At 75.4% G+C, this 26,313-nt stretch carries 25 protein-coding genes and 1 riboswitch; of the genes, 16 read left to right on the top strand and 9 right to left on the bottom strand.

Features of this window, described 5'->3' with window-relative positions:
• Window positions 1-62 precede the first annotated feature (62 nt).
• Window positions 63-731 (top strand): hypothetical protein, encoded by a 669-nt coding sequence (locus FHX75_RS24465; protein WP_154942651.1) that lies wholly within the window; start codon window positions 63-65, stop codon window positions 729-731.
• 52 nt (window positions 732-783) lie between these two features.
• Here FHX75_RS24465 and FHX75_RS24460 read toward each other — a convergent pair whose 3' ends face one another.
• From FHX75_RS24460 to FHX75_RS24450, 3 genes are all read right to left on the bottom strand, one after another.
• A complete protein-coding gene (locus FHX75_RS24460) occupies window positions 784-1,710 on the bottom strand; it encodes an NADP-dependent oxidoreductase (protein ID WP_154942650.1) in 927 nt (308 codons plus the stop codon).
• Window positions 1,711-1,746: 36 nt separating this feature from the next.
• Window positions 1,747-2,154, bottom strand: coding sequence for a hypothetical protein (locus tag FHX75_RS24455; protein WP_154942649.1), 408 nt, complete (start codon window positions 2,152-2,154; stop codon window positions 1,747-1,749).
• 102 nt (window positions 2,155-2,256) lie between these two features.
• Window positions 2,257-2,796, bottom strand: a complete 540-nt coding sequence (locus FHX75_RS24450) for a hypothetical protein (RefSeq protein WP_154942648.1) — start codon at window positions 2,794-2,796, stop codon at window positions 2,257-2,259.
• 200 nt (window positions 2,797-2,996) lie between these two features.
• Between FHX75_RS24450 and FHX75_RS24445 the strand changes: the two genes are divergently transcribed.
• From FHX75_RS24445 to FHX75_RS24410, 8 genes are all read left to right on the top strand, one after another.
• On the top strand, window positions 2,997-4,175 hold the full coding sequence (locus tag FHX75_RS24445; RefSeq protein ID WP_154942647.1) for a sensor histidine kinase: 1,179 nt from the start codon (window positions 2,997-2,999) through the stop codon (window positions 4,173-4,175).
• Window positions 4,172-4,834 carry a response regulator gene (locus FHX75_RS24440; RefSeq protein WP_154942646.1) on the top strand — a complete coding sequence of 221 codons (663 nt, stop codon included), beginning with the start codon at window positions 4,172-4,174 and terminating at the stop codon, window positions 4,832-4,834. The genes FHX75_RS24445 and FHX75_RS24440 overlap by 4 nt, the downstream gene beginning before the upstream one ends.
• Window positions 4,835-4,897: 63 nt before the next feature.
• A complete protein-coding gene (locus tag FHX75_RS24435) occupies window positions 4,898-6,136 on the top strand; it encodes a PucR family transcriptional regulator (protein ID WP_246158556.1) in 1,239 nt (412 codons plus the stop codon).
• An 87-nt stretch (window positions 6,137-6,223) separates the two neighbouring features.
• Window positions 6,224-7,393: an acyltransferase domain-containing protein gene (locus FHX75_RS24430; protein WP_154942644.1), complete on the top strand. Its 1,170-nt coding sequence runs from the start codon at window positions 6,224-6,226 to the stop codon at window positions 7,391-7,393.
• A complete protein-coding gene (locus FHX75_RS24425) occupies window positions 7,390-8,334 on the top strand; it encodes a beta-ketoacyl-ACP synthase III (RefSeq protein WP_154942643.1) in 945 nt (314 codons plus the stop codon). Before FHX75_RS24430 ends, FHX75_RS24425 begins: the two co-directional genes overlap by 4 nt.
• Window positions 8,335-8,421: 87 nt before the next feature.
• A complete protein-coding gene (locus FHX75_RS24420; RefSeq protein ID WP_088960922.1) occupies window positions 8,422-8,661 on the top strand; it encodes an acyl carrier protein in 240 nt (79 codons plus the stop codon).
• Between the two features lies 1 nt (window position 8,662).
• Entirely contained in the window at window positions 8,663-9,889 is a 1,227-nt protein-coding gene (gene fabF / locus FHX75_RS24415) for a beta-ketoacyl-ACP synthase II (RefSeq protein WP_154942642.1), read from the top strand.
• A gap of 22 nt (window positions 9,890-9,911) precedes the next feature.
• Window positions 9,912-11,336: an acyl-CoA carboxylase subunit beta gene (locus FHX75_RS24410; RefSeq protein ID WP_154942641.1), complete on the top strand. Its 1,425-nt coding sequence runs from the start codon at window positions 9,912-9,914 to the stop codon at window positions 11,334-11,336.
• A 57-nt stretch (window positions 11,337-11,393) separates the two neighbouring features.
• On the opposite strand, the gene FHX75_RS24405 is transcribed toward FHX75_RS24410, so the two are convergent.
• Window positions 11,394-11,615 (bottom strand): hypothetical protein, encoded by a 222-nt coding sequence (locus FHX75_RS24405; RefSeq protein WP_154942640.1) that lies wholly within the window; start codon window positions 11,613-11,615, stop codon window positions 11,394-11,396.
• A 199-nt stretch (window positions 11,616-11,814) separates the two neighbouring features.
• Here FHX75_RS24405 and FHX75_RS24400 point away from each other — a divergent pair, with 199 nt between their 5' ends.
• Window positions 11,815-12,525 (top strand): class I SAM-dependent methyltransferase, encoded by a 711-nt coding sequence (locus FHX75_RS24400; RefSeq protein ID WP_154942639.1) that lies wholly within the window; start codon window positions 11,815-11,817, stop codon window positions 12,523-12,525.
• An 85-nt stretch (window positions 12,526-12,610) separates the two neighbouring features.
• Window positions 12,611-13,243, top strand: a complete 633-nt coding sequence (locus tag FHX75_RS24395; RefSeq protein ID WP_154942638.1) for a lipoprotein — start codon at window positions 12,611-12,613, stop codon at window positions 13,241-13,243.
• A gap of 37 nt (window positions 13,244-13,280) precedes the next feature.
• Here FHX75_RS24395 and FHX75_RS24390 read toward each other — a convergent pair whose 3' ends face one another.
• The 4 genes from FHX75_RS24390 to FHX75_RS24375 form a co-directional block, all read right to left on the bottom strand.
• A complete protein-coding gene (locus tag FHX75_RS24390; RefSeq protein ID WP_154942637.1) occupies window positions 13,281-15,560 on the bottom strand; it encodes a hypothetical protein in 2,280 nt (759 codons plus the stop codon).
• Window positions 15,557-16,615: a glycosyltransferase family 2 protein gene (locus FHX75_RS24385; protein WP_281290835.1), complete on the bottom strand. Its 1,059-nt coding sequence runs from the start codon at window positions 16,613-16,615 to the stop codon at window positions 15,557-15,559. Before FHX75_RS24385 ends, FHX75_RS24390 begins: the two co-directional genes overlap by 4 nt.
• 91 nt (window positions 16,616-16,706) lie before the next feature.
• A complete protein-coding gene (locus FHX75_RS24380) occupies window positions 16,707-18,434 on the bottom strand; it encodes a glycoside hydrolase family 3 protein (RefSeq protein ID WP_154942636.1) in 1,728 nt (575 codons plus the stop codon).
• A gap of 97 nt (window positions 18,435-18,531) precedes the next feature.
• Entirely contained in the window at window positions 18,532-19,023 is a 492-nt protein-coding gene (locus FHX75_RS24375) for a DUF3145 domain-containing protein (protein WP_154942635.1), read from the bottom strand.
• A gap of 318 nt (window positions 19,024-19,341) precedes the next feature.
• On the opposite strand from FHX75_RS24375, the gene FHX75_RS24370 reads away from it, so the two are divergent.
• Entirely contained in the window at window positions 19,342-19,671 is a 330-nt protein-coding gene (locus tag FHX75_RS24370) for a hypothetical protein (protein ID WP_088960914.1), read from the top strand.
• A gap of 192 nt (window positions 19,672-19,863) precedes the next feature.
• Here the strand turns inward: FHX75_RS24370 and FHX75_RS24365 are convergent, their stop codons facing one another.
• Entirely contained in the window at window positions 19,864-20,478 is a 615-nt protein-coding gene (locus FHX75_RS24365) for a carbonic anhydrase (RefSeq protein WP_154942634.1), read from the bottom strand.
• 147 nt (window positions 20,479-20,625) lie between these two features.
• Between FHX75_RS24365 and FHX75_RS24360 the strand changes: the two genes are divergently transcribed.
• The 4 genes from FHX75_RS24360 to FHX75_RS24345 all read left to right on the top strand — a co-directional run bounded on the left by FHX75_RS24360 (window position 20,626) and on the right by FHX75_RS24345 (window position 26,277).
• The gene (locus tag FHX75_RS24360) at window positions 20,626-21,618 is read left to right on the top strand and encodes an alpha/beta fold hydrolase (RefSeq protein WP_154942633.1); all 993 of its coding nucleotides are present in this window, start codon (window positions 20,626-20,628) and stop codon (window positions 21,616-21,618) included.
• A 132-nt stretch (window positions 21,619-21,750) separates the two neighbouring features.
• Window positions 21,751-23,868 carry a HelD family protein gene (locus FHX75_RS24355; protein ID WP_154942632.1) on the top strand — a complete coding sequence of 706 codons (2,118 nt, stop codon included), beginning with the start codon at window positions 21,751-21,753 and terminating at the stop codon, window positions 23,866-23,868.
• Window positions 23,869-24,029: 161 nt separating this feature from the next.
• On the top strand, window positions 24,030-24,944 hold the full coding sequence (locus FHX75_RS24350; RefSeq protein WP_154942631.1) for a cation diffusion facilitator family transporter: 915 nt from the start codon (window positions 24,030-24,032) through the stop codon (window positions 24,942-24,944).
• A 141-nt stretch (window positions 24,945-25,085) separates the two neighbouring features.
• A riboswitch (cyclic di-AMP (ydaO/yuaA leader) is annotated at window positions 25,086-25,217 on the top strand.
• A gap of 4 nt (window positions 25,218-25,221) precedes the next feature.
• The gene (locus FHX75_RS24345) at window positions 25,222-26,277 is read left to right on the top strand and encodes a coiled-coil domain-containing protein (RefSeq protein ID WP_154942630.1); all 1,056 of its coding nucleotides are present in this window, start codon (window positions 25,222-25,224) and stop codon (window positions 26,275-26,277) included.
• The last annotated feature ends 36 nt before the right edge of the window (window positions 26,278-26,313 follow it).

The following is a 26,313-nucleotide window of genomic DNA, read 5'->3' as shown; positions in this document are numbered from 1 at the left end:
ATCGACGACCAACGCGTGACCCTGCAGCACAGCCATCCATCGAACGGGGCGAGGAGGCGGCGATGGTCGGAAGGGTGAGGCGGCTGCTCGGCGTGGTGGCCGCGATGGCGGCAGCCGTGGTGCTCAGCGCCGGGATGGCCGCGCCCGCGCAGGCCACCGGCCCGCAACGGGCCGCCCCGAAGCCGCCCCCGGCCGGGGTGGACATCACCGGCGACCGGCTGACCGAGCCGCTGCGGCTGCGCGCCGACAGCCAGCCCGCCCACGTGCTCGCGGTGATCGACCAGGTCAACTGGTTCGGCCGCAGCGGCGCCGCCGCCGGTCCCAAGCGCGCCGACCTCGGTCCGAAGTACACGATCGTGGTGCTCGCCGGGGACGTGCCGAAGCAGACCTTCGACCTCTACCCGCTGGCCAAGGGCGGGCCCCGGGCCTACCGGCCGGCCAAGCAGCCGGACTCCCGCAAGACCAGCGCCGGCTGGTTCCTCGGCCGGCTCAACATGTCGGAGACGCTGCGTACCGCCGGGGTGCCGCTGGAGCGGCAGTTCGACACGGTCAGCGGCGGTGTCGGCGGCGGCGAGCGGGTCATCCCGGAGGACGCCCTCGACCCGGGCCGGGACATCGACGCCGCGATCAGCGAGTTGCAGCGCCTGCTGCTGCTCAACGCCGGCGTGATGCTGGTGATCACCTCCGGGCTGGCCGGGATCGCGCTGCTGGTCCGCCGCCGTACCCGCTGAGCCGCCCACCCGGGCGGCGCCGACCTCCGGCAGGCTCAACCCTCCAGCAGGCTCAGACCTCCAGCACCACCTTGCCGCGGACGTGCCCCGCCGCCACCAGGCGCTGCGCGTCCGCGGCCTGCGCCAGGGGGAACGTCCGTTCGACGTGCACGGTCAGCCGGCCGGCGTCGACCAGCCCGGCCAGCACGGTGAGGTCCTGGGTGGACGGTTTGACGAAGACGTAGCTGCCGCCGAGCCGGGTCACGTGCTCGGGGTCGGCGGTGGAGATCAGCCGGGCCGGGCGGGTGAGCAACTCGGCGGAGACGTCCAGCGCCTCCCCGCCGAACAGGTCCAGCGCCACGTCGATGCCGTCGGGCGCGACCGCGCAGAGCCGGTCGGCCAGGCCGTCGCCGTAGCTGACCGGCTCGGCGCCGAGCGCGCGGACGAAGTCGTGGTTGGCCTCGCTCGCCGTGCCGATCACCCGGTCGGCGCCGAGCGCCCGGGCCACCTGCACCGCCAGGTGACCGACCCCGCCCGAGGCCCCGTGCACCAGCACGGTGTCCCCCGCGCCGGTGCGCGCCGCCTGCAACGCCTGGTACGCGGTGAGTCCGGCCAGCGGCAGGCCGGCGGCCTCCGCCCAGGACGCCTGCGCCGGCTTGTCGGCCAGGCAGCGCTCGGGGGCCGGGACGAGTTCGGCGTACGTGCCGTACTGGAGGTCGTCGCGGCGGACGTACCCGATCACCTCGTCGCCGACCGCGAACCCGGCCACCGCCGGCCCCACTGCGACCACCTCGCCGGCGGCGTCCCAGCCGGGCACCAGCGGGAAGTGACCGGGGATCGCGGCGGCCAGGTGGCCCTCGCGGACCTTCCAGTCGACCGGGTTCACGCCCGCCCCGCGCACCCGCACCAGGACGGTGTCGGGGCCCACCGGCGGGTCCGGCAGGTCCCGTAGGGCGAGCTGGTCGGCCGGGCCGTACGCGTCGATCGCGATCGCCTTCACCCTGCCCACGCTAGCGACCGGACGGCCGTCGGGTGGTCAGCACCAGCGGTGCGGGGGCCGCTCCCGGCGGTCGGGGCGGCGGCTGGGGCGCACCGGGCCGTGCCGGTGCGCGCCGGCCCAGCCGGCCAGGTCGCTGCGGCAGGCCCGGGGGGTGGTCGGGTCGGGCTCGCCCGACGCGGCCGGCTCGCCGGCCGGCGGGCGCGGGCCCGACTCGACGCCGCGCGGCCGGGACGGCACCGCCTCCGGCGTCGCCGGCTCGGCGGGCCGCTGCCGGGGCACCGTCACCTCGTCGTCGGCCCGCTCGGGCGCCCGGCCGGCCTGCTCGGTCGGGCAGGGCACCGCCGCGAGCCGGCGGTGGGGCCGCAGCGGCCCCTGCTGCTCGTGGTGGCCGAGCCGGCAGGGCTCGCCCTGGGCGCAGCCGTGTTCGGCCTCCCCGTGCGCCATCCCGGTCTCCTCACGCTCGCGTCGCGCGCCGGGAGGTCCGCCCCGGCGCCCACGTCACCGTACTGGCCGGCACCGACGCCGTGTGCAGCGCGTACCCGGGTGTCAGCGCTTCGGGCGGCGCGGGAAGATCGTCTCCCAGACCGGGACGGCGACCAGCCAGATCACGATGACCACCGTGAGGCTGCGAATCCAGTTCACCAGCTCGCGGGTGCGCTCGGCGTCGTCGACGTAGATGATCGCCGCGCCGAGCAGGGCGCAGGCGATCGCCCAGCCGAGCAGCGCCTTGCCCCACTCCCGCCACTCGTGGCGGGTGCGGGCCCAGCCGTGCCGGGGCGGCCGGACCGGCGGCGGCCCGCCGGCGAAGCGGTGGGCGAAGCGCTGGTCGGCCCAGCGGACCATCGAGTGACCGAACGCCACCGAGAAGCCGAGGTACGCCGCCGCCAGCCCGTGGGTCACGTTCGCGGTGGCGCCCCGGCGCAGGTCCAGCACCGTCGCCACCAGCAGCACCAGGTCGACCAGGGGCACGCAGACCAGCAGCGCCGCGCCCAGCCGTGGCCGGCGCAGCAGGTAGCGGGCGACCAGTCCGGCGCCGAGCACCACCCAGAACCCGATCTCGCACGCGGCGATCACCGCCAGCAGCATCCGTACCTCCCCGTCGTCGGTGTCCAGCGTCCCGGGGGCGGGACGGCGCCGCCTCGACGGCGGGAACGAGATGCGGGTCCATCCTTCGACGGACCTGGCGGGACGGCGCCGGCCGGGTACCTCCTTCGGCGGAGGCGTCGGCGGGCGGGCTCCTCCCGCGGGCGGAGGGCGGGCGGCGCGGGGTGTGGTGGGATCGGGTCATGCGGACGCCGGCCTGGATCGGCTCCGGCACGCCCGGGCGCGACCTGGCGCTGGCCGGGGCCTCGCTCGCCGGTGGCCTGGTCCTCTACGGCGTCGGGTTCCAGCCCCAGTTCCCCTGGCGGCCGCCGGTGCCGGAGGCGCTGTTCCTGGCGCCGCTGGCGGTGATCTGCGTGGCGGTCGGGCTGCGCCGGGCGGCTCCCCGGACCAGCCTGGCCCTCGGCACCGGCGCGGTGCTGGCCGACACGGCGCTCGGGGTGTCGCTGGGCACCGCCCTGATCTACACCCAGGTGCTCTACGACGCCTGCGTGTACGGCCCGCCCCGGCTGTGGCGGTGGCTGCTGGGGGCCGCGGTCGGGCTGAGCGTGGCCGGCGCGGCGGTCGGCGCGCTGCTGTGGGGTTGGCGCGGCGTCGCCGCCGGGGTGCCGTTCGTGCTGGCCGGCGTGCTGCCCGTGCTCACCGGGGTCAGCGTGCGCCAGTACCGCGACCAGGCGGCGGCCGAGCGGGCCCGGGCCGAGCAGACCGCCCGGCTGGCCGAGCTGGACCGCCGGCAGGCGGTGCTCGCCGAGCGGGCGCGGATGGCCCGGGAGCTGCACGACGTGGTGGCCAACCACCTCAGCGCGGTGGCCCTGCACGCCACCGCGGTGCTCTCCGCGCCCGGGCTGGACCGGGACCGGGTGGACGCGGCGCTGCGGGTGATCCGGGAGAGCAGCGTGCAGGGCATGGCCGAGATGCGCCAGCTGATCGGCCTGCTCCGGGGCCCGGCCGGCGAGGACCCGACCGAGGGCCCGACCCGGGTACGCCTCGACGAGCTGGACCGGCTCATCGAGCGGGTGGCGGCGGCCGGGCTGGCGGTGCGCGCCACCGTCACCGGGACGCCCCGGCCGCTGCCGGTCGGGGTCGACCTGGCGGCGTACCGGATCGTGCAGGAGTCGTTGACCAACGCGCTGCGGCACGGCGCGGGCGCGGCGGAGCTCAGCGTGGCGTACGAGCCGGCGGAGGTGGTGGTGACGGTGGAGAACCCGATCGGCGGCGGCGGGAACGGGCGGCTGGAGGGCGCGGGCGCCGGACTGATCGGCATGCGGGAACGGGCGGCGCTGCTGGACGGGCGGTTCTCCGCCGGGCCGCGGGACGGGCGGTGGCGGGTGGTGGCCGCCCTGCCCACCGGGGCGTCCGGGTGACCGCCGGGGTGCGGGTAGTGCTCGCCGACGACCAGGCGGCGGTGCGGGCCGGGCTGACGCTGATCCTGGCGAGCGCCCCGGAGATCGAGGTGGTCGGCGAGGCGGGGGACGGCGAGGAGGCGGTACGGCTCTGCCGCGACCTGCGCCCGGACGTGGCCGTGCTGGACGTCCGGATGCCCCGGCTGGACGGGATCTCCGCCACCCGGGAGATCGTCGCCGACGGGCTGGCCGACGTGCTGGTGCTCACCACCTTCGACCTCGACGAGTACGTCTTCGCCGCGCTGCGGGCCGGCGCGGCGGGCTTCCTGCTCAAGGACACCGACGCGGCGGGGCTGGTGGCGGCGGTGCGGACCGTCGCGCGGGGCGAGGGGATCATCGCCCCGGCGGTGACCCGGCGGCTGATCACGGCGTTCGCCCGGACCGCTCCGGCCGCGCCGGCGGCCGCCCGGTCGGCGGTGGCGGCCCTGACCCCGCGGGAGCGGGACGTGCTCGCCTGCCTCGGTGCCGGGCTGTCCAACCAGCAGATCGCACAGCGGCTGGCGATGGCGGAAAGCACCACCAAGACCCACGTGAGCCGGATCCTGGCGAAACTGGAGCTGCGCAGCCGGGTGCAGGCGGCCATCCTGGCCCAGGAGCTGGGGCTGACCGCGCCACAGTGACCGCCCGGCGTGGATGGCCAGGTCAGCACGTGTCAGGCTGGACCGGTGAGCGAGCCGGGCGGGATGGAGCTGTCGGCCACGCTCCGCCGGATCGAACGGGCGGCGGGGGCGTTGGCCACCGCCAGCGTGGCCCGGATGGACGAGAGCCTGCCCTGGTTCCGCGAGCTCCCGGCCGACCAGCGCTCCTGGGTCATGCTGGTGGCCCAGGCCGGGGCCCGGTCCCTGGTGCAGTGGCTGCGCTCGGGCGGCGGCAGCGCGGACAGCACCCAGGAGGTCTCCGACGAGGTCTTCGCCACCGCGCCGGAGGCCCTCGCGCGCTCGATCAGCCTCCAGCAGACGGTGGCGCTGATCAAGGTGACCATCGACGTGGTCGAGGAGCAGGTGTCGCACCTGGCCGCCCCGGGCGAGGAGCAGCAGCTCCGCGAGGCGGTGCTGCGGTTCTCCCGGGAGATCGCCTTCGCCGCCGCCCGGGTGTACGCCCGGGCCGCCGAGTCCCGCGGGTCGTGGGACGCCCGGCTCCAGGCCCTGCTGGTCGACGCGCTGCTGCGCGGCGACTCCCCCGACGTGCTGGCCAGCCGGGCGGCGGCGCTGGGCTGGTCGGACGCGCCGCCGGTGGCGGTGGCGGTGGGTCGCTCCCCCGGCGGGGAGGTGGCCGCCGTGCTGCACACCGTCTACCGGCAGGCCCGCCGCATCGGCGTGGAGGTGATCGGCGGCGTGCACGGCGACCGGCTGGTCATCGTGCTCGGCGGGGCGGCGGACCCGGTGGCCGCCACCGAGAAGCTGCTGCCCGCGTTCGGCGAGGGGCCGGTGGTGGTGGGGCCGGCCGTACCCAGCCTGGACGAGGCGACGGAGTCGGCACGGGCGGCGCTCGCCGGATTCCGCGCCGCGCCGGCCTGGCCGACCGCGCCGCGCCCGGTGTCGGCGGCGGAGCTGCTGCCCGAGCGGGCCCTCGCCGGCGACGCCGAGGCCCGCCGGCGGCTGCGACACGACGTGTACGCGGCGCTGGTGCGCGCCGGCGGCGAGCTGCTGGAGACCCTGGACGCCTTCTTCACCGCGGGCGGGACGCTGGAGAGCGCGGCCCGGTCGCTGTTCGTGCACCCGAACACGGTCCGCTACCGGCTGCGCCGGATCGCCGAGGTGACCGGCTTCTCGCCGCTGTCGCCCCGGGACGCGTTCGCCCTCCAGGTGGCGCTGACCGTCGGCCGGCTCGACCCGGTCGTCCCGGCGGTCACTGCCGTCCCGACCCAGACAATGACCCCAGGCGTCAGGAAAACATCACAGACGGGTGATGACCGCCGTTGATTTTTGTAGGATCCCTCCAAAGGTTCTAGTGCGGTTTGGTCGGTGCCGGCACAGCGCTACCCAGAGGTATCCGGGAGAGTCATAGACGTGCTCGCCGTACTCTCTCCCGGCCAGGGTTCCCAGAAACCCGGCTTCCTGACTCCCTGGCTCGACCTGCCCGGCACCGAGGCCCGCCTGCGGTGGTGGTCCGCGCTCGCCGGGGTCGACCTGGTGCACCTCGGCACCGAGGCCGACGCCGACGAGATCAAGGACACCGCCCGGACGCAGCCGCTGCTGGTCGCGGCGGCCCTGCTCGCCGCCGAGCACCTGCCGATGTACGACGTCGCGGTCACCGCCGGCCACAGTGTCGGCGAACTCGGCGCCGCCGCCCTCGCCGGGGTGCTCCCGGCCGAGGCGGCGATCACCCTCGCCGGGGTACGCGGCCGGGAGATGGCCGCCGCCTGCGCCCTGGAGCCCACCGGGATGGCCGCCGTGCTCGGCGGCGACCCGGACGAGGTGCTCGCCGCGATCACGGCGCACGGGCTGCACCCGGCCAACCGCAACGGTGCCGGCCAGATCGTCGCCGCCGGGGCGCTCGACGCGCTGGACAAGCTCGCCGCCGAGCCGCCCGCGAAGGCCCGGATCACCCGCCTCAAGGTCGCCGGCGCGTTCCACACCCCGTACATGGCCCCGGCCGAGGCCGCGCTGGCCGGCGTGGCCGCCGGGATCACCCCGGCCGAGCCGGCCCGGATCCTGCTGTCCAACCTCGACGGTTCGGCGGTCAACCACGGCCGGGAGATGGTGCAGCGGCTGGTCCGCCAGGTCACCGCGCCGGTCCGCTGGGACCTGTGCATGCGCACGCTGGCCGACCTCGGCGTCACCGGCGTGGTCGAGCTGCCCCCGGCCGGCACCCTGGCCGGGCTGATCAAGCGGGAGCTGAAGGCCACCGGCGGGCCCGAGATCGTCACCCTCAACACCCCCGACGACCTGCCGGCCGCGCGCGACCTGATCGCCCGGCACAGCGGGCTGCGCGGCCACGAGCCGGTGGTCCAGTTCCGGGTGGTGGTCTCCCCCGCCGCCGGGACCTTCGAACCGACCGCCGACCTCGCCGAGGGCGCCGACCTGCGCACCGGCCAGGTGATCGGCCACATCGCGACCCGGCAGGGGCCGGTCGAGGTGACCGCGCACGACAGCGGCCTGCTCACCGAGTGGCTCGCCCACCACGACGACCCGGTCGCGCCGGGCCAACCCCTCGCCCGCATCGGAGGCCACGTATGACCGGCAGTCGGATCCTCGCGATGGGCCACTACCAGCCCTCCCGCATCGTCACCAACGACGACATCGCCCAGCTGGTCGACACCAACGACGAGTGGATCCGGGACCGGGTCGGCATCGTCACCCGGCGGATCGCCGACGGGGAGACGGTGGCCGACATGGCGACCGCCGCCGCCGGCAAGGCGCTGGCCAACTCCGGCCTCACCGCCGCCGACATCGACCTGGTCGTCGTGGCCACCTGCACGTCGGTCGACCGCAGCCCGAACGTGGCCTGCCGGGTCGCCGCCAAGCTGGGCATCGCCGCCCCGGGCGCGTACGACATCAACACCGCCTGCTCCGGCTTCGCGTACGCCCTCGGCACCGTGGACCACGCGATCCGGGCTGGGGCGGCGCGCAACGCGATCGTCGTCGGCGCGGAGAAGCTCTCCGACTTCACCGACTGGACCGACCGCTCCACCTGCATCATCTTCGGCGACGGCGCCGGGGCCGCGGTGGTCACCGCCGCCGCCGAGGGCGAGCCCGCCGGGGTCGGCCCGGTGGTCTGGGGCTCGGTGCCGGAGAAGAGCGACGCGGTACGCATCGAGGGCTGGCGCCCGTACATCGCGCAGGAGGGTCAGGCGGTCTTCCGCTGGGCCACCACCGCGCTGGCGCCGCTCGCCCTGCAGGCCTGCGAGCGGGCCGGGGTCGACCCGTCGGAGCTGGCCGCGTTCGTGCCGCACCAGGCCAACGCCCGGATCATCGACGGCATCGCGAAGCGGCTGAACATCCCGCAGGCGATCATCGCCAAGGACATCGTCGAGTCCGGCAACACCTCGGCGGCGAGCGTGCCGCTGGCCCTGTCCAAGCTGATCGAGCGGCGGGAGGTGCCCTCGGGCGCCCCGGTGCTGCTGTTCGGCTTCGGCGGCGGCCTGACCTACGCCGGTCAGGTCGTCCGCTGCCCCTGAGACCCCCTCCGGCGCGCCAGCGCCGAGGAGTGGCGGCCGGCACGTCGCCGGCCGCCGAGTTACCCCCGATGAGAGGAACCAACCGAAATGACCCGTGACGAGATCACCACCGGCCTCGCCGAGATCCTCGAAGAGGTTGCCGGGGTGAACCCGGACGACGTGGCCGAGGGGAAGTCCTTCACCGACGACCTCGACGTCGACTCGCTCTCCATGGTGGAGGTCGTGGTGGCGGCCGAGGAGAAGTTCGGCGTCAAGATCCCGGACAACGAGGTGCAGAACCTCAAGACCGTCGGCGACGCCGTCACCTACATCGAGGCGCAGTCCTGATATGAGTCGCATCGACGTCGTCGTCACCGGGCTCGGCGCGACCACCCCGCTGGGCGGGGACGTCGCGTCGACCTGGGACGCCATGCTCGCCGGCCGCTCCGGGGTGAGTGCGCTCACCCAGGAGTGGGCCGGGCAGCTGCCGGTCCGCATCGCGGCCCAGCTGGCGGTCGACCCGGCCGGCCTGCTGGACCGGGTCAAGCTCCGCCGGCTCGACCGTTCCGAGGCGATCGCGATCATCGCGGCGCAGCAGGCCTGGGCGGACGCCGGCCTGGCCGACTCCGGGCCCGACCCGGACCGGCTGGGCGTCAGCGTCGGCTCCGGCATCGGCGGCGCGCTGACCCTGCTCGCCCAGGACGACATCCTGGAGGCGTCCGGCCCGCGCCGGGTCTCCCCGCACACCATCCCGATGCTGATGCCCAACGGCCCCGCCGCCTGGGTGGGGCTGGAGCTGGGCGCCCGGGCGGGCGTCCACTCGGTGGCCAGCGCCTGCGCGACCGGCGCGGAGGCCATCGCGCTCGGCATGGACATGATCCGTGCCGGCCGGGCCGACGTGGTGGTGGCCGGCGGCACCGAGGCGGTCATCCACCAGCTGCCGATCGCCGGGTTCAGCTCGATGCGGGCCATGTCGACCCGCAACGACGAGCCGGAGCGGGCCTCCCGCCCCTGGGACAAGGGCCGCGACGGGTTCGTGCTCGGCGAGGGCGCCGGCATCCTGGTGCTGGAGCGGGCCGAGCACGCGGCCGCCCGGGGCGCCCGGGTGTACGCGCGGCTGGCCGGTTCGGGCATCACCTCCGACGGCTACGACATCGTCCAGCCGCACCCGGACGGTGCCGGCGCGATCCGGGCCATCGCCAAGGCGATCGCCGACGCGGACGTGGCGAAGTCCGACATCGTGCACGTCAACGCGCACGCCACCTCGACCCCGGTCGGGGACATCGCCGAGATCAAGGCGCTGCACGAGGCGCTCGGCGACCACCCGGTGCTGACCGCCACCAAGTCCATGTCCGGTCACCTGCTGGGCGCGGCGGGCGCGCTGGAGTCGATCGCCACGATCCTGGCGATCCGCGACGGTGTCGTACCCCCGACGATCAACCTCGATGACCCGGACGACGGCCTCACTCTGGAGGTGGCCGCCAACAAGGCGCGCCACATGGACATCCCCGCCGCGCTGAACAACTCGTTCGGCTTCGGCGGACACAACGTGGCTCTCGTCTTCACGCGGGCCTGAGACCACAGCCTTGGAGGCTCACGTGACCACCACCGCCGTTGGTGCGGACACATCCACCGTGGACTACCGGGATCCGGAGCTGCGCCTCCGGGCCCTGTTCGACGCCGGTTCGCTGCGCCTGCTGGCACCCCGGGACACCTCCGGCGTCCTCTGGGCGCGGGGTGAGATCGACGGCACGCCGGCGATCGCGTACGCCACGGACGCCACGAAGATGGGCGGCGCGATGGGCACCGAGGGGTGCCGGCACATCGTCGACGCGATCGACACCGCCGTCCGAGAGCGGGTGCCGGTGCTCGGCCTCTGGCACTCCGGCGGCGCCCGGCTGGCCGAGGGCGTGGTCGCGCTCGACGCCGTCGGGCAGGTCTTCGCCGCCATGGTGCGCGCCTCCGGCCGGGTGCCGCAGATCTCGGTGGTGCTCGGTCCGGCGGCCGGTGGCGCGGCGTACGGGCCGGCGCTGACCGACATCGTGGTGATGAGCGGCGCCGGGCGGATCTTCGTCACCGGTCCCGAGGTGGTCCGCAGCGTCACCGGCGAGCAGGTCGACATGGAGCGGCTCGGCGGCCCCGAGCCGCACGGCCGGCGCTCCGGCGTGGTGCACGTGACCTGCGCCGACGACGAGGCGGCGATGGTCGAGTCGCGCAAGCTCGCCGCGCTGCTCGGCCGCCAGGGCCGGCTTTCCCCCGACGACGTGGCGACCGGCGTCGAGGACGGGCACGACCTGATGGCGAAGATGCCGGCCGAGACCAACCGGGCGTACGACGTCAAGCCGGTGGTCAAGGCGCTGCTGGACGCCCCGGGCGTGGAGCTGCACGCCAAGTGGGCGCCGAACGTGGTCACCACGCTCGGCCGGTTCGCCGGCCGGACGGTCGGCGTGATCGCCAACAACCCGCTGCGGCTGGGTGGTTGCCTCGACGCGTCCAGCGCCGAGAAGGCGGCCCGCTTCGTGCGGATGTGCGACTCGCTCGGGGTGCCGCTGATCGTGCTGGTCGACGTGCCCGGTTACCTGCCCGGCCTGGGCCAGGAGTGGGACGGCGTGGTCCGGCGCGGGGCGAAGCTGCTGCACGCCTTCGCCGAGGCGGTGGTGCCGCGGGTGACGCTGGTGACCCGCAAGGCGTACGGCGGGGCGTACATCGCGATGAACTCCCGCTCGCTCGGCGCGACCGCGGTCTTCGCCTGGCCGAACGCGGAGGTCGCGGTGATGGGCGCCAGCGCGGCGGTCAACATCCTGCACCGCAAGAAGCTCGCCGCCGCCCCGGCGGAGGAGCGCGAGACGCTGCGCGCGCAGCTGATCGAGGAGCAGACCCGGGTCGCCGGCGGGGTGAACCGGGCGCTGGAGATCGGCGTGGTGGACGACGTCATCAAGCCGGAGGAGACCCGGCGCCGGATCGCCGAGGCGCTCGCCGGGGCGCCCGCCGCGCGGGGCGCGCACGGCAACATCCCGCTGTAGCACCGGTCGTACCAGTCAGGGTCCGCGCCTTACCCGGGTGCGGGCCCTGACCGCGTCTCAGCCCCGGTTGCGCGGGTGCTGCCGGGCGGTCCGCTCGTTGCCCCGGCGGTAGTTGCCGGTCCACCGGGCCATCACCAGCTGCGGATCCTCGCGCACCTCGGCGAGGAACCGCGCGGCCCGATCGCCGCGCAGCGTGCCGACCGGCCGGCCGTGGTGACTGAGCACCACCGATCCGTCCGCCCGCTGAACGTAGTCGAATCCCCGCGCCGGCTGTCCCATCACCGGGCAGGCTGCCAGGGCCGGGCCGGCCACGCACCCGATTTCCCGGCCGACCGGCGGACCCGGCGGGACGGCGGGAGCGGGCAGACCCGCCGGTCACCAGGCGCCGACTCTCCCCCGGCCGCCTCGGGCAACTCCCGGATGCGGTCCCGGACCGGGCGGCTAGGGTGAGGACCGCCGAACCCGCAAGGAGCACGCCGTGGAAGCGACGGAGATCCGCAAGCTCGCCGCGCTCGAGGACACCCACTGGTGGTACCGCGAGCGGCGTGCCCTGCTGGCCCGGTCGCTGCGCCGGCTGGCCGCCGCCGGGGCACGTCCCGGCCGGGCGCTGGACGTCGGCGCGGCCGGCGGCGGCAACACCCGGGTGCTGCGGGCGCACGGGTGGCGCCCGCTGGCCCTGGAGTACAGCGCCGACGGCGCCGGGGTGGCCCGGGAACGCGGGCTCGACGTGATCCGGGCCGACGCCCGGCACCTGCCCGTCGGATCGGCGAGCCTCGGCCTGGTGGTCGCCTTCGACATCCTCGAACACTTCGACGAGGACCACCTGGCCGCCGCCGAGATCCGCCGTACGCTGCGCCCCGGCGGGACGGCCCTGATCGCGGTGCCCTGCGACATGGCGCTCTGGTCGGCGCACGACGTGGCGGTCGGGCACGTCCGCCGCTACGACCGGGAGTCGCTGCGGGCGGTGGTGGAGAAGGCCGGCCTGGTGGTCGACGAGCTGTGGAGCTGGAACGTGCTGCTCCGCCCGGTCGCCGCCTGGCGGCGCCGCACCTCCACCGGCAGCGACCTGGGCGACCTGCACCCGCTGGTCAACCTGGGGCTGCGCACGGTCGTCACCGCCGAGCGGTACCTGCCGGTGCGGTCGCTGCCCGGGGTCTCGCTGATGCTGCGCGCCCACCGCCCGACCTGAACCGTCCACCCCGCAAGGGGTCCCGTCCGCTAGCATCGGCCGGCCGTCGCATCGACGGCACGAGATCCGACGGGGGACCTGACAGATGATCCGACGGGTGGCCGTACTGGCCGCGCTCACCCTGACCGTGGCGACCGGCTGCGCCGAGGACGCGACGGAACCCGCCGTGGCGCCGTCGCCGTCGCCGTCGGCCAGCCCGACCGCCTCGCCGATCGCGGCCGGTGCACCCTGGTACGACGAGGTCGCCCCGGCCGCCGCCGGCACCACGGTCGGCCCGGAGGGCAGCACCTGCCCGCTGCCGATCACCTTCTCGGTGCCGGCGGAGTGGAAGGTCAAGGCGGTCACCTCCGGCAAGGACTTCCAGATCGGACCGGCGGTGCCGCTCTGCGAGATCGACGCGAAGCCGGCCGGGCACATCGGCTTCCTGCGGGTCTGGCGGGTCGAGGGGGCGACGCCCCGGACGCCGCAGATCACCCTGGACAAGTTCATCGACGACTACGGCTCGGCCACGGAGCGGCAGTACCGGCGCACCAAGGCCGGCCCGCTGGACTCGTTCGAGGCGACCTGGACCGGTGACGACGGACGGAAGCGGGCGATCCTGGTGTCCAGCCTCTACGGCAAGATCCTGGTCACCCTCGGCGGGGCGGACGACGAGGAGTTCACCGCGATGCTCCCGGCGTACCAGCTGGCCAAGTCGAGCACCAACCTGCCGAAGTGACCGCCGGGCGCCCGGCCCGCCACCGGCGGGCCGGGCGTCAACGCAGGCGGTAGACGGCCATCCGCGCGTTCTCGTGGCGCAGGTCGGCCAGCTCGGCCAGGTCCGGGGACTCCGGGTCGACCGTGCGGTCGACCACCAGCCAGCGCACGCCGTACCGGTCGCGCAGCTCGGCCAGGCCGGCGGCGGTGGGCGCGGTGAACGCGGCGTCGTTGGCGCGCAGCCGCTCGGCGTCCCAGAACGGGGCGTACGGGCCTTCGGGCCGGCCCACCATCCGGGGCGCGAACGCCCAGCCCTCCACCAGCACCGGCCGCTCGGCGTAGCCGCTGAGCCAGAACGAGCGGGCGTCGCACCAGCCGCTCACCACCACCCGGCAGTGCACGTTGGTCGCCAGCACGTCCTCCGGCGCGCTGTGCGCGCGCACCCAGCGGGCCGCCTGCACCCGGGACGCCGGCATCCGCTCCACCGCGTACGCCCCGCCGTTGGTGAAGTACCGGGCCGCGGCCGCGTCGAGCACCAGGCCCGGCGCGCCGGCCACCAGCACGGCGGTGAGCAGCACCACCGGGCCCCGGCCGGCCAGGCCGGGCCAGCGGTCGACCAGCCCCGGCCAGAGCAGGGCCACCAGGACGACCGGCACCAGCAGGGCCGCCGCCCAGCAGAGCAGCGGCAGCACCGCGGCGTACGGCCGCTCGGGCGGCACGATCGCCGGGAAGCGCAACTGGTACGCGGTCAGCGCCAGCGCGAGGCTCGCCGCGCCGACGCCGAGCAGCACCCGTCCGCGGGTGGTGAGCGCGGCCCGGTCCAGCAGCTCGACGAAGCCCCAGGCGGACAGCAGCACCCCGAAGGCGAAGCCGGTCCGGGTGAAGTACTGGTTGCTGCTGCCCGGGTGGGCGACAAGCAGGTAGACCGCGGGGCCGGCCAGCGCCCCGCCGAGCAGGAAGACCTGCGCCGGCTCCAGTCGCCACCGGCGCAGCCTCAGCAGCGCCAGCACGCCGGCGAGACGGAGCTGGAGGTTGAGCAGGAAGGCGACCAGGACCCCGGCCCAGAGCAGCGCGGTCACCGGGCCGGAGTGCCCCTCGCCGACGTACGGGCGCAGCCCGGAGAAGGGCTCCACGGTCACGCCGTGGCTCTCGAAGGCGAAGAGGACGGCGGTGGCGAACACCTGCGCCGCCAGGGCCAGCCCCGCCGCGACGAGCACCGCCCGGGGCGGTCGCCGCCGGGTCACCAGCAGCACCGCGACGGTGAACGCCAGCGCGGCCAGCACCACCGGCACCGAGCTGGCCTTGGCCCCGGTGGAGGCGGCGAGCAGCAGGACCGCCAGCACCCAGGCGCCCCGACCCACCGGCGGGACCGTGCTGTCCCGGGCCCGGCCGACGATCTCGGCCAGCACGGCGATCAGCGGCAGCAGCAGCACCCAGCTGTACGTCATCGACGGGCTGCCCCAGACGATGAAGGTGACCTGGCTACCGAAGAGCTGCCGCAGCCCGTTCTCGAAGCCGAACTCCCCGACGGTGAACATCAGTCCGGCGGCGACCACGCCGGCGTACGGCCGGCCGGTGACCCGCCAGCCGACCACCGCGACCAGCACGGCGGCGAGCGCGCAGAGCGCCGGCACGGCGAGCCGGAAGAAGACGGTGGGCAGGTCGACGCCGCTGACCAGGCTGGCCGCCGCGAGGTGGGCGAAGCCGAACCAGTGGTAGTGCAGCGGCTCGCCGGCCACCTGGGGGATCTCCGGGGGCACCTGGTGGGTGGCCGCGCCGGCCAGCGAGAGCTGGAACGCCAGGTCGATGTACTGGGCCTGTCCCTCGTCGGTGGGCAGCACCGGGTTGACCCGCAGGAACGACTCGCTGAGGTAGAGGGTGAACCCGGCGACCACCCCGGCGAGGGACCAGGCCCAGCCGGTCGGCACCGGGGTCGTCCCGCCGGCCCGCCAGTGCCGGCGCAGCCGGGGCACGGCGGCGTACGGCAGCAGCACCGCCACCGGCCAGAGCCGCAGCCAGCCCGGCAGGCCGGCGGCGGTGCAGGCGGCCCAGGCGACCAGCTCCAGCACCAGCCCGAGGGCGCTGCCCATCGCCACGTCCTCGACCAGGGTGTGCGGCCGGCGGCGCAGCGTGCGCCAGAGCAGCGTGCCGGGCAGCGCCACGGCGAGCGCGGCGTAGAGGGTGTAGCGGAGCAGATCCGGCGCGGGGGTGCCGGCGGCGAGCAGGGTGACCGCGACGAAGGCGTACCCGGACAGGGCCGGCGCGAAGCGGGCCGGGGCCGGCCGGCGGCGCGGCGCGGCGGCGGCGCGGGCGGCGTCGCCGGTGGCGAGGGCGGTCACCGCAGGCTGTCGGCCAGCTCGCCCGCGCCCGCCGGACCCGCGGCGTCCACTCCGGCCGCCGGGCCGTCGGGGCCGTCGGCGCTGTCGGCGCTGTCGGCGCTGTCGGGGCTGTCGGGGCTGTCGGCGCTGTCGGCGGCGACGAAGTACGCCGGCCGGCCCTGCACGGCGGTGTAGATCCGGGCCACGTACTCGCCGAGCAGGCCGAGGCAGAGCAGTTGCACCGCGCCGAGGAAGAGCACCGCCACGTAGAGCGAGGGCCAGCCGGAGACGGTGGACCCGGCCAGCCAGGCAAGGACGGCCACCACCACCAGCACCCCGCAGACCGCCACCCCGGCCAGCCCGAGCCAGGTGGCGAAGCGCAGCGGCGCGGCGGAGAAGCTGGTGACGCTCTCGGCGGCCAGCCCGGCCATCCGGGACAGCGGGTACTTCGTCCGCCCGGCGGCCCGCTCGTCGCGCTGGTAGCTGACCTCGCCGCTGGGGAAGCCGAGCCAGGGCACCACCAGCCGCAGCACCGGGCTGCGCTCGGGCAGCTCCCGCAGCGCCTCGACGGCGGCGCGGCTGAGCAGCCGGAAGTCGCCGGCCTGGGCGGGCACCTGCTTGCCGACCAGGCGGCGCATCAGCCGGTAGTAGCCGGCCGCGGTCCACCGCTTGAACGCGCTGTCGGTGCGGCGGTCGGCCCGGACGCCGTAGACGATGTCGAGGTCGTCGGCGCGGGCGAGGCGGAGCATCTCGACGATCGTCTCCGGCGGGTCCTGGAGGTCGGCGTCGATGCTGACCACGTACCGGCCACGGGCCCGGAGCACCCCGGCGACCAGGGCCGCCTGGTGGCCGCTGTTGCGGCGCAGCCGCAGCACCCGCAGCTGGGGCCAGCCGGCGCGCAGCGCGGCCAGCCCGGCCCCGGTGCCGTCGGTGCTGCCGTCGTCGACGGCCACCACCTCGTACGCCTCGCCGAGGCCGTCGAGGACCGCGCGCAGCCGCCGGGCGAACAGCGGCAGGACGCTCTCCTCGTCGAACATCGGCACCACCACCGAGAGGGCCGGCTCCGGTCGCGTCACGGCGCTCACCCCCTCCCGCGCGTCTTTCCCCTGGTGGACCACCGCACGCTATCAGCCGGACGGGGACCGTCCGGGCCGGTCGCGGGGGACCTCAGGCCGCGCAGGTGGTGGCCGGCAGCCCCGGCACCCGCACCGGCGACCGGCCGCCCGGCCGCTGCCGGCCGGCGAGCACGTCGGCGAGGGCGGTCATCGAGGTACGGCTGGAGGAGTAGGTGGCCAGCAGGGTCGGCGACTTCGCCTTCTCCAGCACGTACGGGGTGTCCATGGCCACCGTCACCGCCGCGTCGGCGCTCAGGTCGTCCGCGCCGTCGCCGTAGCCGACCAGGTGCACCTTGGTGCCGCCGCTCGGCGCCACCGGCACCCCGGCCGCGGTGAGCGCCTCGGTCAGCGCGGCCCGGGTGTGGTCCCGGCCGGCGGAGGAGGTGACGGTCACCGGGCCCCGGACCGGGGCGCCGCAGGAGCCGCGCAGCACGGTCACCGCCGCCGCCGCGAGGTCCTTGGCCGCCTTGCGGTGCTCGGCGCTGTTCAGCGTGGACATCGCCGGGGCGGGCCGGTCGGCGAGCTGGAACTTCATGGTCAGCACCCGGGTGGCCGCCTCGACCAGCCGGGGCCGGGGCAGCGACCCGTCGCGCAGCGCGGCCAGCAGCCCGTCGTACGCCTGGCCGACGTGCGGGGTCATCAGGATCAGGTCGTTGCCGGCCAGCAGCGCCCGGACCGCGGCCTCACCCGGCGCCCAGCGCTTGGCCGGCGCCATGTTCATCCCGTCGGTGATCACCACGCCCCGGAAGCCGAGCTGCCCGCGCAGCACGTCGGTGAGGAGCTTGCGGGAGAAGGTGGCCGGGGTGCCCGGGTCGACCGCCTTGACGTCGAGGTGGGCCGACATCACCGCCATCGCCCCGGCGTCGATGCCGGCGGTGAACGGCGGGAATGCGGTGGCGTCGAGTTCCTTGCGCGGCTGGCCGATCACCGGCAGGTCCTTGTGCGAGTCGGCGGCGCTGAGCCCGTGGCCCGGGAAGTGCTTGACGCTGGCCGCGACGCCGGCGCTCTGCAGGCCCTTCACCGCGCCGGCGACCTGGGCGGACGCCCGCTTCGGGTCGGCGCCGAAGGAGCGGGAGCCGATCACCGTGCTGCGGGTGGCCAGCACGTCGGCGACCGGGGCGAAATCCAGGTTGATCCCCATCGCGGCCAGCTCGGCACCGGCGGCCCGCCAGGCGGCCTCGGTCAGCGCCGGGTCGTCGGCCGCCCCGGCGGCCAGCGCGCTGGGCAGGGTGGTAACCCCGTCGGTGATCCGGGTCACCACGCCGTACTCCTGGTCGGTGCCGATCAGGAAGGGCGCCGCCCCGGCGGGGAGCTTCGCCGCGGCGCCGCGCAGCCCGGTGGTGAGGTCGCGCACCTGGGCCGGGTTGTCGACGTTGGTGGTGGCCTGGTTGCCGGAGGTCGGGTCGTCGGCGCTGAAGCCGACCAGGATCACCCCGCCGAGGCGGTACTTCGCGACCATCTCCGCGGGGGTGTCGACCCCGGCGAGGGTCCTGTTGCCGGCGGCCGAGGCGGCGGTGACCTCGGTGGCGGAGCTGCCGTACGCGTAGGGCATCAGCACCTGGCCGACCAGGTCCTCGTCGGCGAGCGTGCCGACCAGCGCGGCGGCCCGGGCGGCCGGGTCGGCCGCCGGGGTGCCGGCCGGGCCGGGCGTGGCGGAGGCCGACGGGCTGGGCGCCGGGCGCGGTCGTTCCGGCTCCGCCGAGCACCCGGAGACGAGCAGCGCGGTCAGGGCGGCGAGGGCGACGCCGGCACGTCGCGGAGAGGTCGGCACGCGGCCCATCAAACCCGGTGCCGACTCGTGGCGGCAACCGGAGCCGGGCGGCCGGCCGGTGGGGTGTGCCGGTCCCCCACCGGGTGTCCGGGTGCGCCGCCCGGGCTCAGCCGACCCGGGTGAGCAGCGTCACCGGGGCGCCGTCCCCGGCGTACCGGTAGGGCTCCAGCTCGGCGTCCCAGGCGGTGCCGAGCGCCTTGTCCAGGGCGTGCGCCAGCGCCTCCGGGGCGCGGGCGGTCGCCATGATGCTGCGCAGGCGGTCCTCGCCGAGCTGGATGTCGCCGGCCGCGCCGACGGTGGCGCGGAACAGGCCACGGCCGGGGACGTACATGAAGCGCTCACCGTCGGCGCCCGGACTGGGCTCCTCGGTGACCTCGAAACGGATCATGGGCCACTGCCGGAGGGCAGCAGCCAGTTCGGCGCCCGTCCCCGGGCTACCGGTCCACCCGCATTCGGCCCGGCGGGCGCCGGGATCGACGGGCTGGCCCGTCCACTGCAGGTTGACCGGCGCGGCGAGGACGCGCGCGATCGCCCACTCGACGTGCGAGCACACGGCGAGCGGGGTCGAGTGGACGTATACGACGCCACGCGTTGGCACGGTGACCTCCCGGAGACCGAGGTGCGTCTTCCCCTACGACCTCGACCACCCGAGTGGTTCCTGCAACACATGATGACTGTGTGACGGATGGTGCGCCAGCGAATCGGAAAATTCGCCGGGGGGAAATACCCGGACCGGTGACCCGGTTGTGCTCTCCGGACAGGCACGGTGGCCGACCAGGCATCGTGTTCGTGTACAGTTCTCTGGGCGGTTCTGCGCCGTCGTACATCTTCGCGGGCCGAGGCTCATCCGGGCGTCTCCCGCATTCAGCCCCCGGACGTTTTCCGTCCTCCCGTACGTCTTGCAAGGAGTACCTCCGTGGCGAGCAACACCTCTAAGACCGCGCGCGCGTCAGTCCGGGCCGGCCAGGCTGGCCAGGGTGGCGCCCTCAGCGTGCTGGGCGAGTTCAAGTACCTCATCCCGCTCAACGGCGGCAAGCACGCCTACGTGCGGAACCTGACCAACGGCAAGACCGCGCACCTGCGCACCGACTCGGACGCCTTCGTCGAGGAGATCCGGGTGCTGGCCGCCGCCGGCCACGCCGCCAAGATCCGCGCCGAGATCAACAACCTCGCCGCCACCCACCCGGGCGACGGCTGGGACAAGACCGAGAAGCGCCTCGTCGAGGCCGGCGTCTTCGAGGGCTGAGCCCTCCCCCCAAGCGCCACCTGGAACCGCCCGTCGGGTCACCCCGGCGGGCGGTTCCGTCTTTTCCCGGGTCCGGCGGCATCCCCGCCGCCCTCGCCCCGGTTTGCGGCGGGTCGGGGTGTCCCGCCGCCGGGACACCCCGACCCGCCGCATCTCGCGTGGATCGTGAAGGGCCGGGACCGGCGGGCCGGGTCAGCGGTCGAGGAGGGTGACCTCGCCGGTGGCCAGGTCGTAGACCGCGCCGACGACGTCCACCCGACCCTCGGCGACCGGCCCGGTGAGCAGGGCGTCGGCGCGCAGCGTGGCCACCGTGCGCAGCACGTGCCGGCGTACCGCCATCGGGTGCACCCGCGCGTCGTCCGCCCCCACCTCGGTCACCGCCGGGGCGATCTGGTCCACCAGGTACGCCAGCGAGCCGCCCGGCCGCTCCCCGGTGCGCAGGGTGTCCACCGCCGAGGCGACCGCCCCGCACCGCTCGTGGCCGAGCACCATCACCAGCGGCACCCCGAGCTGGCCCACCACGTACTCGATGGAGCCGCAGACCGCCCGGTCCAGCACGTGCGCGCCGGTGCGGATCACGCAGATCGACCCGAAGGTCTGGTCGAAGATCGCCTCCAGCGGCACCCGCGAGTCGATGCAGCCGAGCAGCACCGCGTACGGCTGCTGGTCGCCGGAGGCGACGGCCGCGGCGGCGGTGACGTCGTGGCCGTGCACCGGCTGCCCGCTGACGAAGCGGCGGTTGCCGGTCAGCAGCTCGGCCAGCGCGGCCCGGGGCGTCCGCGCCGCCCCCGCGTTCGACCCGGTCATGTCCCCAGCCTGGTCACGGATCCGGCCTGGCGGGGCGGGATGCGAATCTTCTCACCACCACGGTTGGCGTGGTGTCATGACGGGTAGCCGGTGTTACCGCCGGGTCACCCCGGTACGAGGGGGACCGGACGGCCCGGGGAGGTCACGATGTCGGAGCAGCAGCAGGTACGGCTTCCCGACGGCGTGCGCCTGCACGTGGAGGTGACCGGGTCGGCGGACGCCGAGGTCACCGTGATCATGCTGCACGGCTGGACGCTGGACGGGCGGGCCTGGCACCGGCAGCTCGCCGACCTGATGGCCCGTTTCGGCCGGCGGGTCCGGGTGGTGACCTACGACGCCCGCGGGCACGGCCGGTCCAGCTGCATGGCCCTGCGCACGGCGACCCTGGCCCAGCTCGGCGACGACCTCGCCGCGGTGCTCGACGCCGTGGCCCCGACCGGCAGGGTCGTGCTGGTCGGCCACTCGATGGGCGGGATGACCGTGATGGAGTACGCCCACCGCCACCCCGTGCACTTCGCCGCCCGGACCGCCGGGCTGGTCTTCGTCTCGACCACCGCCGAGGGGCACACGCACACGGTGTACGGGCTGTCGCCGCGCATCGCCCGGCTGATCCGGATCGCCGAGACCACCGGCGCCGGGGTGCTGGCCCGCTGCGGCTCCTGGCGCCCGCCGCGGGCGCTGCTGCGCGCGCTGCGGCCGAGCATCCGCTGGATGCTCTTCGGCGACCGCTGCGACCCGTCCGACATCCGCCTGGTCACCTCGGCGGTGGCCCGCGCCTCGCTGCGCTCGATCGGCGGGTTCCGCGCCTCGATCGGCGCCCAGCACCGGCTGGAGACGCTGACCGAGCTGGCCCATCTGCCGGCGGCGGCGCTGGTCGGCGACCGGGACCGGCTCACCCCGCCGCCCTGCGCGGAGTCGATCGCCGCCGCGCTGCCGGTGACCGAGCTGACCGTCTGCCCCGGCGCCGGACACATGCTGATGATGGAGCGGCCGGACGAGGTGAACGCCGCGCTGGCCGGGGTGCTGGACCGGGTGCTGGCCGGCGCGCCGGAGATCGGCGCGACCGAGACCGGCGCCACGGAGATCCGCCCGACCGGGCCGACGACGACGGGCGCGACGGAGCCGATTCCGGCCGGCTGAGCGGCCCGTGGAGGGTGGCGGAGGTCGCGGGACGCGGCATGGCCGCGAAGGGGGGTGGCAGGCTGCCCGTACCCTCATTCCGCCTGGCGTGCGCCCGCGCCCGGCCGCCGCCGTCGCACAGGAGCCGTCACGTTGACCGACCAGACCACCCTGGAGCAGGAGATCGCCGCCGAGCAGCGGCATCTCGACCGGGTGTACGCCCGCCTGGCCGAACTGCGCCGCTCCGCGGCGCAGGCCGAGAAGGAGGGCTACCGGCTGGCCCGGGTGGGCAACTTCGGCGCGCTGGTCGAGCGGGACGCGATGGTGTTCCACGCCGCCCAGCGGCGGTACGTGCTGGACGCCGAGCACGAGGGGCTGGTCTTCGGCCGGCTCGACCTGCGGACCGGCCAGGTGCTGCACGTGGGCCGGCTCGGCGTACGGGGCGAGAACGCCGAGACGCTGGTCGTGGACTGGCGCGCCCCGGCCGCCGCCGCGTTCTACCAGGCGACCCCGGCCGAGCCGCTGGGCGTGGTGCGGCGGCGCACCATCCAGTCGTCGGCCGAGAAGGTCACCCGGATCGAGGACGACCTGCTCGACCCGGAGTCGGCGCCGGCCGAGATGACGGTGGTCGGTGACGGGGCCCTGCTGGCGACCCTGTCCCGGGCGACCGGCCGGGGGATGCGCGACATCGTGGCCACCATCCAGCGGGAGCAGGACGAGGCGATCCGCTCCCCGGGCTCCGGGGTCACCATCGTCTCCGGCGGCCCGGGCACCGGCAAGACGGCGGTCGCGCTGCACCGGGCCGCGTACCTGCTCTATTCCGACCGCAGCCGGTACGCCGGCGGCGGCATCCTGGTGGTCGGCCCGTCCTCGGTCTTCGTGGAGTACATCGCCTCGGTGCTGCCCTCGCTCGGCGAGGAGACCGCCACGCTGCACTCGCTGGGCTCGCTCTTCCCGGGCATGTCGGCGACCCGGACCGACCCGCCGGAGGTGGCGGCGGTGAAGGGCTCGCTGCGGATGCGCAAGGTGCTGGAGCGCGCGGTGCGCGACGCGGTGCCGGGCGGGCCGGACGAGCTGCGCCTGCTCTACCGGGGCGAGCTGCTCCGGCTGGAGCGCCGCGAGCTGGACGGCGTCCGGGACCGGGCGCTGTCCCGGGGCGCCCGGCGCAACGAGGTACGGCGGGTCGCCTTCGACGCGGTGCTCGCGGCGCTGTACGCCCAGGCCCGCCGGCTGGCCGTCACCCGGCTGCCGGAGCAGCGCGCCTTCGAGGACGAGATCATCGACCGGCCGGAGTTCCGCGAGTTCCTCAAGGCGTGGTGGCCCCGGCTGCACCCGCGGCACGTGCTGGGCTGGCTGGCCCGGCCGGAGCGGCTGCGCCGGTACGCCGGCGGCATCCTGTCCCGGGCGGAGACCGCGCTGCTGGTCGAGGCGTACCGGGCGCTGGACGCGCAGGGGCTGACGGTGGCCGACATCGCCCTGCTCGACGAGCTGGACGCACTGCTGGGCAAGCCGGTGCGGCCGGCCCGGGCCAAGCGCGACCCGTACCAGCTGGCCGGCGGCGTGCGCGAGCTGAGCACGTTCGCCGACCGGCAGCGGGCCGCCCGGGCGGCGGCGCGGGAACGTCCGGAGGACTACCGCGACTACGCGCACGTGGTGGTGGACGAATCGCAGGACGTCTCGCCGATGCAGTGGCGGATGATCGGCCGGCGCGGCCGGCTCGCCTCCTGGACGGTGGTGGGCGACCCGGCGCAGACCGCCTGGACCGGTGACCCGCAGGAGCTGGACCGGGCCCGGGACCAGGCGCTGGGCCGGCGCCGGCGGCACCGCTTCGCGCTGACCACGAACTACCGCAACTCGGCGGAGATCTTCGCGGTGGCGGCGGCGGAGATCCGCCGGCTCTACCCGGACCTGGAGCTACCGACGGCGGTCCGCTCCACCGGCGTGGAGCCGATCGCGCTGACCGTCGCCGCCGACCGGCTGCCGGCGGCGACCGTGCAGGCCGTGGACGCGCTGCTCACCGAGGTGGAGGGCACGGTCGGCGTGATCACGCCGGTGCCGCGCCGCGACGAGGTGGCCGGCTGGCTGGGCGGCCGCGGCGGCTCCCGGCTCCAGGTGGTGACCAGCCTCCAGGCCAAGGGCATGGAGTACGACGGCGTCGTGCTCATCGCCCCGAGCGAGATCCGGGCCGACCCCGGCTCGGGCGTGCGCACCCTCTACGTCGCCCTCTCCCGCGCCACCCAGCGCCTCACCACCATCGACCCCACCCCCTGACCCCCGCCCCGGGGTCGGGCACTTCCGGAGAAGGAGTGGCTGTTCCGGGCGCGGAGGCCGCTCGTTCTCTGAAGGTGGGGGATGCGTGCGGGGTCAGTTGCATACATAGCGATGTGAGCATAGATTGGGTTCGGGCCGCCGGGGCGACGGAGGGTGTGGGCGTGGGCGCAGGTCATGACCACCACGGGTCGGTCGCGAACGCGGCGCACCGCCACCGCGGGCGGCTCTGGGCGGCCTTCGCGCTGCTCGCCGCGCTGATGGTGGTCGAGGCCGTCGCCGCGTTCGGCACCGGCTCGCTGGCCCTGCTCTCCGACGCCGGGCACATGTTCACCGACGTGCTCGGCATCGGCATGGCGCTGGCCGCCATCACCGCCACCCGGCACGGCGACCGGGACCCGCAGCGCACCTTCGGGCTCTACCGGCTGGAGGTGCTGGCCGCGCTCGCCAACGCCGTCCTGCTCAGCGGGGTGGCGATCTACGTGCTGATCGAGGCGGTCCGCCGGTTCGGCGACCCGCCGGAGGTGCGGACCGGGCCGATGCTGGCGGTGGCGGTGCTCGGCCTGCTGGCCAACCTCGTCGCGTTCGCGCTGCTGCGCGAGGGGGCGCAGGAGAGCATCAATCTGCGCGGGGCGTACCTGGAGGTGCTCGGCGACCTGCTCGGCTCGCTGGGCGTGATCGGGGCCGCGCTGCTCATCGCCGGCACCGGCTGGTGGTGGGCCGACCCGGCGGTGGCGGTCGCGATCGGCCTGTTCATCCTCCCCCGCACCTGGCGACTCGGCCGGGCGGCGGTGCGCATCCTGGTCCAGGCCGCCCCGGAGCATCTGCAGGTGACCGCCGTGCACGACCGGCTGACCGCCGTCCCCGGCGTCGCCGAGGTGCACGACCTGCACGTCTGGACGCTCACCTCCGGCATGGAGGTCGCCTCCGCCCACCTCACCATGGTCCCCGGCGCCGAGGTCGGCACGGTGCTGGCCGCCGCCCGCACCGCCCTGCACGAGGACTTCCACATCGAGCACGCCACCCTCCAGATCGAGCCGGGGGCCGCACCCGGCGCCTGCGGGCAGGTCGAGTGGTGACGAAATCGGACACCTATTGTCCCGTTGTGTCACCTACACCAGGATTCACTCCAGTACCCTCAGTCACGAAACGGGCGGGTGTCACACCCGTACCGGTAGGCTCGGTCCCGGCCTCCGCCAGGCGGCACCCTCCGGTGCCGGCGGTGGCCGCCGCCTAATCGCCTGCCAGGGCGAGCCGGGGAACCATGTTCGTGGGGTGCATCCGCGTCAGCGGTAGGGATCTTCCGTCCCGAACCCGTCAGCTAACCCGGTCGGCGGCTGACGGAAGGACATGTGCATGCACGTACGACGTACCACCGCACGGCTGGCGGCCGCGGTCGTCGCGACGCTCGCCCTCGGGGTGTCGTCCGCGCCGGTCCCGGCGACCGCCGCTCCCCCCGCCACCCGGCTCGCCGCCCCCGGCGACCCCGAGGGCGGCACCCCCGCGCTGCGCGCCCAGCTCGACGCGGCCAGCAAGGGCTGGATCGACGCCAAGGCCGCGCTGGAACGCTCCACCAAGCGGCAGCAGGAGCTCGGCAACCAGCTCAAGACCATCGAGTCGGAGCTGACCGTCCGGCAGGGCAAGGTCGGCGAGATCGCCGGCGTGGCGTACCGGACCGGGCGGCTCGGGCCGGTGTCGGCGCTGCTGAACAGCTCCAGCCCTGAAGGCTTCCTGGACCGGGCGGCGGCGCTGGAGACGGTCGCCTCCAACGAGGACCGGGAGCTGCGCAGCCTGATCCAGACCCGCGACGACGCCACCCGCACCCGGGCCGCGCTCGACAAGGAGATCGTCGAGGAGCGCAAGCAGGTCGCGGTGATGGCCAAGCGCAAGGAGCAGGCCGAACGGGCCCTGGCGGTGGCCGCCGCCGACAAGCCCGCCGTCAGCACCGGGGGCGGCTCCAACGCCGGCACCTCCACCGCCAACGCCCGGCCGGCGCCGCGCAACCCCGACGGGTCCTGGCCCTCGGAGTCGTGCAGCGTCAACGACCCGACCCCGGCCAACGGCTGCATCACCCCGCGCATGCTCAACGCGCTCAAGCAGAGCCAGGCGGCCGGCTTCACCCGGTACGTCTCCTGCTACCGCCCCAGCGGGTCGGGCGAGCACCCCAAGGGCCGGGCCTGCGACTTCGCCGCGCAGAAGAGCGGCTTCGGCGGGGACGCGACCGGCGGCGACCGGACGTACGGCAACAACCTGGCCGCGTACCACGTCCGCAACGCCGACCGGCTCGGGGTGCTGTACGTGATCTGGTACCGGCAGATCTGGCTGCCCAGCAGCGGGTGGAAGTCGTACAGCGGGGCCGGCGGGGACCCGTCCAGCGACCACACCAACCACGTGCACCTGTCGGTCTACTGACCGACCCGCGGCGGGGCCCGTCCGAGGCGGACGGGC

The sequence above is a fragment of the Micromonospora palomenae genome, assembly GCF_007829925.1.
Classification (GTDB): Bacteria; Actinomycetota; Actinomycetes; order Mycobacteriales; family Micromonosporaceae; genus Micromonospora; species Micromonospora purpureochromogenes.
This window is presented reverse-complemented; position numbering and strand designations above follow the sequence as displayed.

What these genes read in the sequence shown, in the direction of transcription:
- FHX75_RS24445 (WP_154942647.1), top strand. Translation starts at nt 2,997, where the DNA reads ATGCGGACGCCGGCCTGGATCGGCTCCGGCACGCCCGGGCGCGACCTG.
- fabF (WP_154942642.1), top strand. Translation starts at nt 8,663, where the DNA reads ATGAGTCGCATCGACGTCGTCGTCACCGGGCTCGGCGCGACCACCCCG.
- FHX75_RS24360 (WP_154942633.1), top strand. Translation starts at nt 20,626, where the DNA reads ATGTCGGAGCAGCAGCAGGTACGGCTTCCCGACGGCGTGCGCCTGCAC.
- FHX75_RS24345 (WP_154942630.1), top strand. Translation starts at nt 25,222, where the DNA reads ATGCACGTACGACGTACCACCGCACGGCTGGCGGCCGCGGTCGTCGCG.
- FHX75_RS24365 (WP_154942634.1), bottom strand. Translation starts at nt 20,478, where the DNA reads ATGACCGGGTCGAACGCGGGGGCGGCGCGGACGCCCCGGGCCGCGCTG.
- FHX75_RS24380 (WP_154942636.1), bottom strand. Translation starts at nt 18,434, where the DNA reads ATGGGCCGCGTGCCGACCTCTCCGCGACGTGCCGGCGTCGCCCTCGCC.
- FHX75_RS24435 (WP_246158556.1), top strand. Translation starts at nt 4,898, where the DNA reads ATGGAGCTGTCGGCCACGCTCCGCCGGATCGAACGGGCGGCGGGGGCG.
- FHX75_RS24450 (WP_154942648.1), bottom strand. Translation starts at nt 2,796, where the DNA reads ATGCTGCTGGCGGTGATCGCCGCGTGCGAGATCGGGTTCTGGGTGGTG.
- FHX75_RS24420 (WP_088960922.1), top strand. Translation starts at nt 8,422, where the DNA reads ATGACCCGTGACGAGATCACCACCGGCCTCGCCGAGATCCTCGAAGAG.
- FHX75_RS24395 (WP_154942638.1), top strand. Translation starts at nt 12,611, where the DNA reads ATGATCCGACGGGTGGCCGTACTGGCCGCGCTCACCCTGACCGTGGCG.
- FHX75_RS24465 (WP_154942651.1), top strand. Translation starts at nt 63, where the DNA reads ATGGTCGGAAGGGTGAGGCGGCTGCTCGGCGTGGTGGCCGCGATGGCG.
- FHX75_RS24425 (WP_154942643.1), top strand. Translation starts at nt 7,390, where the DNA reads ATGACCGGCAGTCGGATCCTCGCGATGGGCCACTACCAGCCCTCCCGC.
- FHX75_RS24455 (WP_154942649.1), bottom strand. Translation starts at nt 2,154, where the DNA reads ATGGCGCACGGGGAGGCCGAACACGGCTGCGCCCAGGGCGAGCCCTGC.
- FHX75_RS24405 (WP_154942640.1), bottom strand. Translation starts at nt 11,615, where the DNA reads ATGGGACAGCCGGCGCGGGGATTCGACTACGTTCAGCGGGCGGACGGA.